The sequence below is a fragment of the Stenotrophomonas sp. ASS1 genome, from assembly GCF_004346925.1.
GTDB lineage: Bacteria > Pseudomonadota > Gammaproteobacteria > Xanthomonadales > Xanthomonadaceae > Stenotrophomonas > Stenotrophomonas maltophilia_A.
The window spans coordinates 1,794,445-1,806,748 of the sequence record NZ_CP031167.1; the positions used below are offsets into that span (position 1 = coordinate 1,794,445).

Annotated in this window: 10 protein-coding genes; 4 read left to right on the forward strand and 6 right to left on the reverse strand. The window is 67.8% G+C overall.

Translation table 11 applies throughout. The features are described 5' to 3' along the window. Positions 1-86 precede the first annotated feature (86 nt). A complete protein-coding gene (locus tag MG068_RS08610) occupies positions 87-884 on the reverse strand; it encodes an AraC family transcriptional regulator (RefSeq protein WP_049463047.1) in 798 nt (265 codons plus the stop codon). 72 nt (positions 885-956) lie between these two features. On the opposite strand from MG068_RS08610, the gene MG068_RS08615 reads away from it, so the two are divergent. The 3 genes from MG068_RS08615 to MG068_RS08625 all read left to right on the forward strand — a co-directional run bounded on the left by MG068_RS08615 (position 957) and on the right by MG068_RS08625 (position 4,780). Further along, positions 957-2,156 carry an MFS transporter gene (locus MG068_RS08615; protein ID WP_071229475.1) on the forward strand — a complete coding sequence of 400 codons (1,200 nt, stop codon included), beginning with the start codon at positions 957-959 and terminating at the stop codon, positions 2,154-2,156. Positions 2,157-2,750: 594 nt separating this feature from the next. Then, positions 2,751-3,659 carry a pyridoxal kinase gene (pdxY, locus tag MG068_RS08620; RefSeq protein WP_032128295.1) on the forward strand — a complete coding sequence of 303 codons (909 nt, stop codon included), beginning with the start codon at positions 2,751-2,753 and terminating at the stop codon, positions 3,657-3,659. Further along, positions 3,656-4,780 carry a prephenate dehydrogenase gene (locus MG068_RS08625; RefSeq protein ID WP_132809915.1) on the forward strand — a complete coding sequence of 375 codons (1,125 nt, stop codon included), beginning with the start codon at positions 3,656-3,658 and terminating at the stop codon, positions 4,778-4,780. Before pdxY ends, MG068_RS08625 begins: the two co-directional genes overlap by 4 nt. Positions 4,781-5,046: 266 nt before the next feature. Here the strand turns inward: MG068_RS08625 and MG068_RS08630 are convergent, their stop codons facing one another. The 5 genes from MG068_RS08630 to MG068_RS08650 form a co-directional block, all read right to left on the reverse strand. Continuing rightward, a complete protein-coding gene (locus MG068_RS08630; RefSeq protein ID WP_005409247.1) occupies positions 5,047-5,241 on the reverse strand; it encodes a hypothetical protein in 195 nt (64 codons plus the stop codon). A 70-nt stretch (positions 5,242-5,311) separates the two neighbouring features. After that, positions 5,312-7,084: an ABC transporter transmembrane domain-containing protein gene (locus MG068_RS08635; protein ID WP_049400111.1), complete on the reverse strand. Its 1,773-nt coding sequence runs from the start codon at positions 7,082-7,084 to the stop codon at positions 5,312-5,314. Further along, positions 7,077-7,673 carry an IMPACT family protein gene (locus MG068_RS08640; RefSeq protein ID WP_049400110.1) on the reverse strand — a complete coding sequence of 199 codons (597 nt, stop codon included), beginning with the start codon at positions 7,671-7,673 and terminating at the stop codon, positions 7,077-7,079. Before MG068_RS08640 ends, MG068_RS08635 begins: the two co-directional genes overlap by 8 nt. A 40-nt stretch (positions 7,674-7,713) precedes the next feature. Then, positions 7,714-8,685, reverse strand: coding sequence for a hypothetical protein (locus tag MG068_RS08645; protein WP_132809916.1), 972 nt, complete (start codon positions 8,683-8,685; stop codon positions 7,714-7,716). Beyond that, positions 8,682-9,200 (reverse strand): RNA polymerase sigma factor, encoded by a 519-nt coding sequence (locus MG068_RS08650; RefSeq protein WP_229301232.1) that lies wholly within the window; start codon positions 9,198-9,200, stop codon positions 8,682-8,684. Before MG068_RS08650 ends, MG068_RS08645 begins: the two co-directional genes overlap by 4 nt. A 247-nt stretch (positions 9,201-9,447) precedes the next feature. Here MG068_RS08650 and MG068_RS08655 point away from each other — a divergent pair, with 247 nt between their 5' ends. Next, complete coding sequence (locus MG068_RS08655; protein WP_132809917.1) at positions 9,448-12,288, forward strand: bifunctional diguanylate cyclase/phosphodiesterase; 2,841 nt, start codon at positions 9,448-9,450, stop codon at positions 12,286-12,288. Positions 12,289-12,304: the final 16 nt, after the last annotated feature.

Sequence of the window (12,304 nt, forward strand, 5' to 3'; positions counted from 1 at the left end):
GCGTAGAACGGTAGCGCCGGGCCATGCCCGGCGTTGTCGTTTGTGGTGTAGTAGATCCACGCCATGCGTGGATGCCGTTCAAAGGATCATCGGAAGAAGGCCGCCGGCGTCTGCCCCAGCTGCCGCTTGAACATGCTGGTGAACGCGCTGGGGCTGTCGTAACCCATCGCCAGCGCGACATCGATGACCTTGTCGCCGACCGCCAGTCGCTCCAGGGCGGCCAGCAGCCGCGCCTGCTGCCGCCACTGCCCGAAGGTCATGCCCAGTTCACTGGCGAAATGACGCTGGATGGTTTTCACGTCCACCTGCAGCGCCTGCGCCCAGTCCTGCAGGGTGGCGTCGTCGCCGGGATGTTTCTGGATGTGCTGGCAGATCCGCTGCAGGCGCGGGTCGGAGGGCGAGGGCAGGTGTAGCGGCAGCACGTCCATGCGGTGCAGCTCGTCCAGCAGCAGGCGCACCACGCGGCCGTCGCGGCTGTCATCCACATGCGCGGTCTCGATCAGGCTGGCGGCGAGCAGCAGCTCGCGCAGCAGCGGCGCTACCTGTACCGCGAACGCCTCGTCCGGCAGCTGCGGCGCGAAATCCGGTTCCACGTACAGGCTGCGCATATGCACCTCAGCGATGCAGTCCACCGCATGGGCCATGCCGGCCGGCACCCAGATCGCGCGGGTCGAGGGCACCACCCAGCGGCCGCCGTCCGCACGCACCACCATCAGTCCGGACATGGCGAACACCAGCTGGTGACGGCGATGCCGGTGGGGCGCGATGTGGGTGCCGGGTTTGTAGTGGCGGGCGCGGCAGGTCACCGGGCGGTGTACCGGAACCTCGTTCCACGGTGCAGTCTCGCGGACCGGGCAGGGAGTGTCCTTTTTGCGATATGCCATGACCCGAACGCGGCAGAAGGGAGGGGGAGGCCACCGTAGCATGCGTGGCTCGCCCCCAACCTGACTGTGTCCATGTCGACCCTGGCTTCTCCCGCAACGACCTCACGCCCGGTGGCCCCCGGCGTGCTGGCAGCCATTTCCACCTCGCATGTCGTCAACGACATGATGCAGTCGCTGATCCTGGCCATCTATCCAGTGATCAAGGGCGGCTTCAACCTGAGCTTCACCCAGATCGGCCTGATCACGCTGACCTACCAGCTGACCGCCTCGATCTTCCAGCCCTTGATCGGCATGGCCACCGACCGTCGCCCAGCCCCGTACTCGCTGCCGATCGGCATGGCCTCGACCCTGTGCGGCATGCTGCTGCTCGGCTTCGCACCGAACTACGCGGTGGTGCTGATGGCGGCGGCGATGGTCGGCATTGGCTCGGCCATCTTCCATCCGGAAGCCTCGCGCATCGCGCGACTGGCCTCGGGCGGCCGTCACGGCTTCGCGCAGTCGGTGTTCCAGGTGGGTGGCAATTTCGGAACAGCGCTCGGCCCGTTGATCGCCGCCGCAGTGATCGTGCCGTATGGCCAGCACGCCGCATCGTGGTTTGCCGGTGCTGCCCTGATCGGCATCGCATTGCTGACCTATGTCGGCCGCTGGTACGCGTTGCATCTGGGTACGCCTCGACCGGTCAGCACGGCTGCGATGGCACCGCGGCATCCGTCTCGCACCGTGGCCAAGGTGCTGGCGATCCTGCTGGTGCTGATCTTCAGCAAGTACTTCTACATGGCCAGCATCGGCAGCTACTTCACCTTCTACCTGATCCATCACTTCGGCATTCCGGTGGCGCAGGCCCAGCTGCATCTGTTCGCGTTCCTGGTGGCGTCCGCCGCCGGCGGCTTCCTTGGTGGCCCGCTGGGTGACCGCATCGGCCGCAAGCCGATCATCTGGACCTCGATCCTGGGCGTGGCCCCGTTCGCGCTGATGCTGCCGCATGCGGACCTGCTGTGGACGACGGTGCTGGCGGTGCTGATCGGCTTCGTGCTGTCCTCGGCGTTCTCGGCGATCGTGGTGTACGCGCAGGAAATGATGCCGCACCGCATCGGCATGGTGTCCGGCCTGTTCTTCGGCTTCGCCTTCGGCATGGGCGGGCTTGGGGCGGCTGTGCTGGGCCTGCTGGCGGACAAGACCAGCATCGAGTACGTCTACCAGTTGACCGCGTTCCTGCCGCTGTTGGGTATCGTGGCGGCGTGGCTGCCACCGTCGCGGCCTGCTGCTCACTGAGGGGTTTTGGTTTGCAGGGCTTGCAGCCCTGCACCTGCCGAAGCCAAGGCAACGGCAACGGCAACGGCAACGGCAACGTCAAATTCAAAAGCTGGCTTTCCGTGGGTTGGCGGGGTGGGTCCGGTTGAGGGGGACGGCGTAAATACGTCCCTGTAGCCTCGGTCGCGCCATCCATGGCGCTCACGCCCCCTCAACCGGACCCACCCCGCCTTCGACAGATTCCCGCGGTCTGTCGGAACGGGGTACTGCTCTGGTGGGTGTCGACCTTGGTCGACACGGATGAATTCGTTCGATATCTGACAGATGTGTCGACCAAGGTTGACACCTACCAACAGCCGCGCGGAACAACAGCCGCAGTTGCCAACAGCCGCGTGAACCTGTCGAAGGTGGGGCGGTGTCGGATTGCGGGGTGTCAGCGGCATGGATGCCGCTGCCAAGCCTACAAGGACGTACTTGCGGCGTCCCCGCACTCCGACACCGCCCCGCCACCCCACGGAATGCCGCTTTGGCTTCGGCCGTTGCGGTTGCCGTTGCATTGAGCAGGTGCAGGGCTGCAAGCCCTGCCGAAAACTCCCTTGGGCGTAGAATGCGGGCATGAGCGAATCCCTTGATAACCACCTGGTCCACGGCCGCCGCCAGCGGCCCGATGGCCCGTCGCCGATCGATGTCATCTCGGTCCAGTCGCAACTTGTCTACGGCCACGCCGGCAACAGCGCCGCCGTACCGCCGATGCGTGCGCTCGGTGTGCGCGTCGCGGAAATTCCGACCGTGTTGCTGAGCAATGCGCCGTTCTACGACACCACGCGCGGTCGGGTGCTGCCCGCCGACTGGTTCGCCGACCTGCTGCTGGGCACCCACGAGCGCGGCCTGCCGCAGCGGGCGAAAATGCTGGTTTCCGGCTACTTCGGCAGCACCGCCAACGGTGCCGCCTTCGCCGACTGGCTGGACAACATCCTGCCGGTCTGTCCGCAGCTGCGTTACTGCCTGGATCCGGTGATTGGTGACACCCACACCGGCCCCTACGTGGAACCGGGCCTGGAAGCGATCTTCGCCGAGCGATTGCTGCCGCATGCCTGGCTGGTGACCCCGAACGCCTTCGAACTGAATCGTCTGACCGGTATGCCGGCACTGGCCGAGGCCGATGCCATCGCCGCCGCGCGCACGCTGCTGGACCGTGGCCCGCACTGGGTGATCGCGCACAGCGTGGGCGGTAACCCGGGTGAGCTGGTGACCCTGGCGGTCGGTCGCGAGGAAACCTGGCGCTGGACTTCGCCGCTGCTGCCGGTGGACGTGGCCGGCACCGGTGACGTGCTGATGTCGCTGGTGGTGTCGTTCCTGTTGCGAGGTGAATCGATGCAGCAGGCGATTTCGCGTGCGATTGCCGGTACCCACGCGGCGCTGGAGGCGACTCTGGACAATGGCTTCGAAGAGTTCGACGTGATCGCGGCGGCGCCTGCCGCACTGGCCGAAGGCACGCGCTTCCGCGCCGAACGCGTGGCATGAGCAGCTTGCTCGAACGCACGCCGCGCACGGTCGGCATCGTCGGCAGTGCCGGCGCCTATGGGCGCTGGCTGAGCCGCTTCTTCCAGCAGCACATGCAGCTGCAGGTGATCGGCCACGATCCGGCCGATCCGGACTCGCATACGCCGGAACAGCTGCTGGCGCAGGCCGACGTGCTGGTGTTCTCGGCACCGATCCGGCATACGCCGGCTCTGATTGCCGAGTACGTGCGGCAGTCGGCCGGCCGTGAGCAGGACCGGCTGTGGCTGGACGTGACCTCGGTGAAGGAAGCGCCGGTGCAGGCGATGCTGGCCTCTCAAGCCGAAGTGGTCGGCCTGCACCCGATGACCGCGCCACCCAAGGCGCCGACCCTGAAGGGCCGGGTGATGGTGGTCTGCGAAGCGCGGCTGCAGCACTGGCAGCCATGGGTCGATACGCTGTGCACGGCGCTGCAGGCCGAGTGCGTGCGGGCCACGCCGCAGCACCACGACCAGATGATGGCGCTGGTGCAGGCGATGGTGCATGCCACCCACTTGGCCCAGGCCGGCGTGCTGCGCCAGTACCAGCCGCAGCTGGGCGATCTGGCCGCGATGATGCCGTACCGTTCGGCATCGTTCGAGCTGGACACGGCGATCATCTCGCGCATCCTGTCGCTCAACCCGGCGATCTACGAAGACATCCAGTTCGGTAACCCGTACGTGGCGCCGATGCTGGAACGGCTGGTCGGCCAGCTGCAGGCCCTGCAGGCGCAGGTCGGGCAGGGCGACGACCGTGCGCGTGGTGAATTCCGCGAGCAGCTGCTGTCGGCCAACCGCAGTGCCTTCGGTGAGCAGGCGCTGGCGGACGGCAACTACACCTTTGAACGCGTGGGTTATCTGCTGGCTGACCTGACCGAGCGCAACGCGTTGTCGGTGCACCTGCCGGAGGACCGGCCAGGCTCACTGCGTGAGCTGCTGAACGTGTTCGAGCAGCATCGCATCAGCCTGGCTTCGATCCATTCCTCGCGCACGCCTGGTGGCGAAGTGCATTTCCGCATCGGGTTCGTGGCCGGCAGCGATGCTGCGGCGATCACCCGGGCCGCAACCGACGTGGACGCCAGCGGCATCGGGCGGGTACTGGGCTGAATTCATCCACAGGCGGTGTGGATGGTTCCTGAGCAAACGTGTGGATAACCTTGCTCAGGCCTTGGCAGCAAAGGCTGTCAAGATGCTTGGTGAAAAATTGATCACGCCTTTTGTAGCGTCGAGCCACGCTCGATTGCCCTTGGCAAAAGGCGTGTCGACCAAGGTCGACACCTACCAGAGGCAAGAAAGCGGGTCGATCAAGGTCGACACCCGCCAGAGCGGGGCGATACGAAATCCGGTAGCGCCGGGGCCATGCCCGGCGAACCTCAGATCGTCAGCCGCAGCTCGCCGCCACTGGTGGTGAACTCGCGGCCATCGCGCACCAGCGGCCGCCCGTCATCCAGTTCGTAGCGTGGCGTGGCTTCGGAGTGATGCCCGCTGCCATTCGCCTCGGGCTTGAACTCGATGATGATGTGGCTTTCGCCGTTGCTGTCGACAGCGGGGAACTGACGGAACGACATCGTGAACCTCCTTCAGCGGATGCGGTTGTTGCGCGGCCAGCTTGGCCGCGCCGATGTTAGCCGGACGTCATCAATCGATGAACTGCAGGCGCGCAAGTTCAGCGTACAGTCCACCTTCTGCCAGCAGCTGTGCGTGCGTGCCCTCGGCGACGATGCGGCCCTGGTCCATCACCACGATGCGGTCGGCCTTGAGCACGGTGGCCAGGCGGTGGGCAATGACCAGTGTGGTGCGGCCCGCCATCAGCCGCTCCAGCGCTTGCTGCACGCTGTGCTCGCTCTGCGCGTCCAGCGCGCTGGTCGCTTCGTCCAGCAGCAGGATCGGCGCATCCTTCAGCAGCGCACGGGCAATCGCCACACGCTGCTGCTGGCCACCGGACAGGCGGGCACCGCGCTCGCCCAGCTCACTGTCATAGCCCTGCGGCAACGCGCGCAGGAAGCCATCGGCCTCGGCGGCACGCGCGGCAGCCTCGACTTCGGCGTCGCTGGCCTGCAGGCGGCCATAGCGGATGTTGTCGCGCGCACTGGCAGCGAACAGCGTCGGCTGCTGCGGCACCAGCGCCAGCTGCGCACGCAGCTCGGCCGGGTCGGCCTGGCGCACGTCGATGCCGTCCACGTCGATGCGGCCGCTGGCTGGATCATGGAAGCGCAGCAGCATCGAAAGCACCGTGCTCTTGCCCGCCCCCGACGGACCCACCAGCGCCACGGTCTCGCCGGGGTGCACGTGCAGGTTGAAGTGGTCCAGTGCGGCCTGGTCCGGTCGCTGCGGGTAGTGGAACACCACGTCGTCGAACCGGATCTCGCCACGCAGCGGCTGCGGCAGCGCGTGCGGCTGTGCCGGCGCGCGGATCTCGATGTCTTCCTGCAGCAGTTCGCCGATGCGGCCCATGCCGCCGGCCGCGCGCTGCAGTTCGTTCCACACTTCGGCCAGCGCGCCCACCGAGCCGCCACCGATCAATGCATACAGCACGAACTGGCCCAGCGTACCGGCGCTGAGGCGGCCGTCGATGACGTCGTGCGCGCCCAGCCACAACACACCGACGATGGCGCCGAACACCAGCAGGATGGCGCTGGCGGTGACCAGCGACTGTGCGCCGATGCGGCGACGGGCGGCGCCGATGGCATCACCGAGTGCCTTGTCGAAGCGCCCGCGCTCGTACGGCTCGCGTGCATGTGCCTGCACCGTGCGTACCGCACCCAGGGTTTCACTGGCCAGGCTGTTGGCATCGGCGATGCGGTCCTGGCTGTTGCGTGCGACCGTGCGCAGCTTGCGCGCGCCGATGATGATCGGCAGCACCGCCAGCGGAATGCCAAGCAGCGACCATGCGGCCAGCCGCGGGCTGGTGACGAACAGCATTGCCAGGCTGCCGATGACGGTGACCGTGCTGCGCAATGCTACGGACATGGTCGAGCCGACCACGCTGCGCAGCAGTTCGGTGTCCGCGGTCAGGCGCGAGACCAGCTCTCCGCTGCGGCTGCGGTCGTGGAAGCCGGCGCCCAGCTGGATCAGGTGGGCATACAGCTGGCTGCGCAGGTCAGCCACGACCTTTTCACCCAGCAACGATACGAAGTAGAAGCGCGCGGCCGTGCCCAACGCCATGACGACCGCCACCAGCATCAGCAGGGCGAAGGCACGGTTGATCTGGCCGCCGCTGCTGAAACCGTGATCGATCATCTGCTTCACCGCCGGAGGCAGGCTCAGCGTGGCTGCAGAAGACACCGCCAGGGCCAGCAGCCAGGCGGTGAACAGGCCGCTGTGGCGGCGCACGAACGGCCACAGCGTGCGCAGGCTGCCGAGGCGCCGCAGCGGCGGGGTCGAAGCGGGGGCGTCGTCCTTGTCAGTCATCCTGGTCGTCGTCTTCTATGCGGATACGGTCACGGGTGGCGTCGCGCAGGCGGATTTTCAATGCGTCGACCTGATCGGCAGGCAATTCGATCCGCAGGCACACGCCATTGGCATCGAACTGTTCATCGCGCTTTTCGGCACCGAAGGCGGGCAGGGTGGCATGCAGGGTACCCAGGTCCTCGAAGCCGGCCAGCAGCTGCAGCCGGGCCATCGCCACCAGCGGCAGGCGCGGGGCGGTGCGCAGGCACTCGGCGGCGGCGCCGCCGTAGGCGCGCACAAGGCCACCGGCACCGAGCTTGATACCGCCGAACCAGCGCGTCACTACCACCATCACCCGGTCGAAACCCTGGCCGTCGATCGCCGCCAGGATCGGACGTCCCGCCGTGCCGGCCGGCTCGCCATCGTCGCTGGAGCGATAGTCCTGCCCATGCCGGTAGGCCCAGCAGTTGTGGGTGGCATCGGCCACCGCAACCTGCTGCAGGAACGCCATGGCCGCTGCGGCGCCATCGATCGGCGCGGCATGGGCGATGAAACGGCTGTGTTTGACTTCCAGCGTGTGGCTGACCGGCTGGGCGAGAGTATCGAGCATTCCCGCCATTCTACGGGGTTGCCGGGTATTCCCGTCCGCTTCAGTCGTCCAGCAGCGGGCGCAGGTCGCGCGGCAGGCGTGCTTCCGGGTACTGCTGCATGTAGCGCTCCAGGCTGGCACGGGCCAGATCGCGCTGGCCGTCGTCGCGTCGTGTACGGATCTTCTGCAGCCACTGCCGGCGCGGCAGTCGTGCGTCAGCGTCCACCTCGGCCTGCACGGCGTCCGCGCTCAGGCCCGCATCGCTGCCGCGGCGCATGATGCCAGGTGCGGAACGGCTGGGAGCCTCGCGCTTCATCGAGGTGATTTCTACCCGGTCCAATGCCGGGGCCTGTTCGGCCTGCACGCTGTTGGACTCTGGCGTGCCTGCCGAGCGCGCCATCAGCGACGCGGGTGCCGAGTAGGCGGTGGGAGCCGGAGGCGCAGGCGGGGCTGCTGCCGGCGCTGCGGCCGGAGCGGGCGGCAGGGCCGCAAAGGAGGTATCGGCGGCCGCATCCGCAGCCATCGATCGTGCAGCCTGGGCCGGCGCTTCAGCGGTCCCGGCCGGCGCAGGCTTGCTTGCGCGCGCGATGGCCGGTGCCGGGGCGGCAACCGGGGCTGCCTCGGGTGCTGCGGGCGCAGCGGCCGGTTCCGCAGTCGCCACCGCGCTGTCGGCTGCACTGCGCTCAGCGGCCTGATCGGCAGCCGCGACGTCTTCTGCCGCAGCCGGTGCCGCCGCAACAGCGGCCTCACCCGCCGGAACCGGTGGCGGTTCCAGACGCAGCTGCCAGGCGATGCCGATGGCGAACACCATCGAGGCGGCGATGCCGAACACCGCCGGCCAACGCGGGCGTGTGCGCTGCGTACGTGGCGCCTCGGGAGAGGCGACCGCATCGGCAGCCGGAGCGTCCACGGCAGCGCGGGCCGCGGCCAGGATGGCGGCGTCCAGTGCGGCGGGCGGTGCCTGTTCGGCGCGACGGCCGAGCAGCCGGGCCAGCTCGCGTTCTTCCGGCGTCAGCGGTTCGTCTCGGTTCATGCGTTCAATCCCGCACGCAGCTTGTCCATCGCATAGCGCAGCCGCGATTTCACGGTTTCCCGGCCTACGCCGGTGATCTGGCCGATCTCCTCCAGGCTCAGTTCCTGATCCAGCCGCAGTTGCAGCACTTCGCGCTGCTCGGGCGGCAGTTGTTCCATCGCCAGCTGGATGCGGCGACGTTGTTCGAATTCGGAAAGCTCGCCTTCCGGGGTCTGTCCATCCTCGATCGCGGCCAGGCGCAGGTCGGCATCGGCCGGGGCAGCCGGCCGGTGGCGGGCGGCGCGCCAATGGTCGTTCAGGCGGTTGTGGGCGATGCGGAACAGCCAGGTGCTGAACGCCGCGTCCGGTTGCCACCCCGCGCGGGCGCTGATCACCCGCTGCCAGACGTCCTGGAAGATCTCCTCGGCCAGCGCGTTGTCGCGCAGTTGCCGCAGCAGGAAGCCGAACAGGCGCTTGCGATGGCGCGCATACAGGCTTTCAAACGCACGCAGGTCGCCACCGGCCCAGGCCAGCATCAAGGCTTCATCGGTTGGCAGTGCGCTGGCTTCCACGGCGTACAGGGTAAGGCCTGCAGGCGATGGCGCATAGCCGGTGGCGAGGGCGGGCAGGGCGAGGGTCATGGCTAGGAAGGGGCTACGGTCAGCAGGAAAAACGTACGGGCGCACGATTCGGGGTTTACGGGCTTCCATTGCCCCCCGGGTGGCGCGCTATGCTCGGCGGCTCAGGGGAGGCGACGCACTGACGGCGCCAAGAGATTGTCATTTGTCCACGCATGCTGAACCGGCGGAAGAACCACCACACGAGGCCGTGCTGAGCACAGCGCTGGTGCGCGCGTTGCATGCGCTTCTGCCGGAAACGGCCGTGGTCCGCGTCGGCTGGGATGACCCGCAGCTTGGCCGTGGCCAGGGGGCCTGGCCGAGGGCGACTGCCGGAGGTGATGCGGCAGCGCCAGGCGTGGGCGACGGCCAGCACGGCTGGGAACATGATGGGGCGCGCCTGCGGTTGTCGGTGGAAGGCGCGGTGCCTTCGCCGGCATGGTGGGGGGTTGCCCGGCAGGCGATGGAGCTGGCGCTGCAGCGCGGCCGCCAGGCCGGCCAGATCAAGGCGCTGGAAGAGGCCGAGCGGTTGCAGCAGGCCTTGTTCCAGATTGCAGATCTGGCCGGTGCCGACCTGGAAATGCCCGAGATGCTGCGCCACGTGCATGGTGTGCTGGGCACGCTGATGTATGCCGAGAACTGCTACATCGTGGAATACGACGATGTGCGCGACCAGATCCGTTTCCTGTACTTCGCCGATCAGGTCGATGATTTCGTCGCCGATCCCACGCAGAGCCATGACGCCAGCGAGATGCCGCGCAGCCTGACCGTGGCGTTGCTGCGTCATGGCAAGCCGCTCAGTGGTCCCTCGCGCGAACTGCTGGCGCAGGTGATGGAGCAGGAGCACGACCCGCAACGCGGGCCCGAAAGCCTGGATTGGCTGGGCGTGCCGATGCTGCGCGATGGCCGCGTATGCGGTGCCATCGTGGTTCAGAGCTATGAGCAGGCGGCCCGCTATGGCGAGGCCGAGCGCGCATTGCTGGGCTTCGTTGCGCAGCACGTGCAGACCGCGATGGACCGGCGCCAGGCGCAGGTGCGGCTGGAGCAGCAGGTGGCGCGGCGCACCCAGGAACTGCAGCGCGCCAATCACAGCCTGCAGGACGAGGTGGCCGAGCGTCGACGCGCCGAACAGCTGCAGACCGCCCTGTACAACATCGCCGAGATGGCGATGTCGGCCGACAGCCTGGCGCAGTTCTACGGACAGGTGCATGGGGTGGTCGGGCGCCTGCTCGACGCTCGCAATTTCTACATCGCCCTGGTCAACCCGGCCGGCAACGGCCTGGACTTCGTCTATTCGGTGGACGAGCACAACGCCAGCCGCGCGCCGCGACCGTTCAGCCGGGGCCTGACCGAGTACGTCGTGCGCAACCGGCGGCCACTGTTGGCATCACGTGCGCAGATCGACGCGCTGCTGGCCAGTGGCGAAGTGCGTGAATCCGGTGCGCGTTCGCACTGCTGGCTGGGCGTACCGCTGCTGCGCGACGACGAAGTGGTCGGCGCGATCGTGGTGCAGAGCTACAGCGAGAACAGCATTTTCAGCGTGCATGACCAGCGCCTGCTGACCTTCGTCGCGCAGAACATCGGTACCGGCCTGGCCCGTCAGCGCGACCAGCAACGGCTGCGCTCGGCGCATGCCGAGCTGGAGAAGCGCGTGGAGGAGCGCACGCGCGAACTGGCCGAGGTCAACGAAAAGCTGCTCGGCCAGATCGGCGAGCGCCTGCGTGCCGAACAGCGCCTGACCCACCAGGCCATGCACGATGCGCTGACCGGGCTGCCCAACCGCCTGCATCTGCTGGACCGCCTGCAGGATGCGCTGGCCCTGGCCAAGCGTGAGGGCGGCCCGGTGTTCGCCGTGCTGTTCCTCGATCTGGACCGCTTCAAGCTGGTCAACGACAGCATCGGCCATGCCGCCGGCGATCGCATGCTGGTGGAAGTGGCCAAGCGCATCGTATCGATGGCCGGCACCGAGGACGTGGTGGCCAGGCTGGGCGGTGACGAATTCGCGGTGCTGCTGCAATGCCCGCAGGGCCTGGCCCAGGCCTTGGACTTTGGCCAGCGCCTCCTGCTGGCGCTGCAGGAATCGATGTGGATCGCCGGGCGCGAACTGTTCCCGTCCGGCAGCCTGGGCATCGCGCTGTGGAACCCCCGCTACCGCACCGGCGAAGAGCTGCTGCGTGATGCCGACGCGGCAATGTACCGGGCCAAGGCGCAGGGCCATGACCGCTGTGCGATCTTCGACGAAGACATGCGCGAGCAGGCCATGCGCAGCCTCGATCTGGAAGCCGACCTGCGTCGTGCGATCAACAACCGCGATTTCGTGCCGTTCTACCAGCCGATCGTGCGCCTGTCCGATGGCGAGGTGGTGGGCCACGAGGCGCTGCTGCGCTGGCAGCACGAGCGCCGCGGCCTGCTGCTGCCGGGGGCGTTCCTGGAGCTGGGCGAGGAAAGCGGCCTGATCGAGCAGGTCGACTGGCTGATCTACGAACAGGTGATTGCCGGCCTGGCCGAGGGCGGGCAGAGCTACGTCTCGGTGAACGTATCACCGCGCCATTTCCGCTCCGCCGGGTTCAGCGGCCGCCTGTTCGGCCTGCTGGATGCATGTGGTGCCGATCCGCACCGGCTGCGCCTGGAGATCACCGAGGTCGCACTGCTGGACGATGGCCCGCACACGCTGCGCATCCTGCAGGGCCTGCGCGAGCGCGGCATCCAGGTGCAGCTGGACGATTTCGGTACCGGCTTCTCGGCGCTGTCCTACCTGCACCGTTTCCCGATCAGTACGCTGAAAATCGACCAGAGCTTCATCGCCGGCCTGCATGGGCCGGAAGTGCAGAGCACGCGGGCGCTGGTCGAGGGCGTGCTGTCGTTGGCGCGTACGCTGGGCATCGAGACCATCGGTGAGGGCATCGAAACCGAGGCGCAGCGGCAGACCCTGCGCGAACTGGGTTGCGACTACGGCCAGGGCTATCTGCTGGGGCGGCCCGCACCGTGGAGCTGCGCGGCGGTCTGAGCCGCCGCGCAGGAAA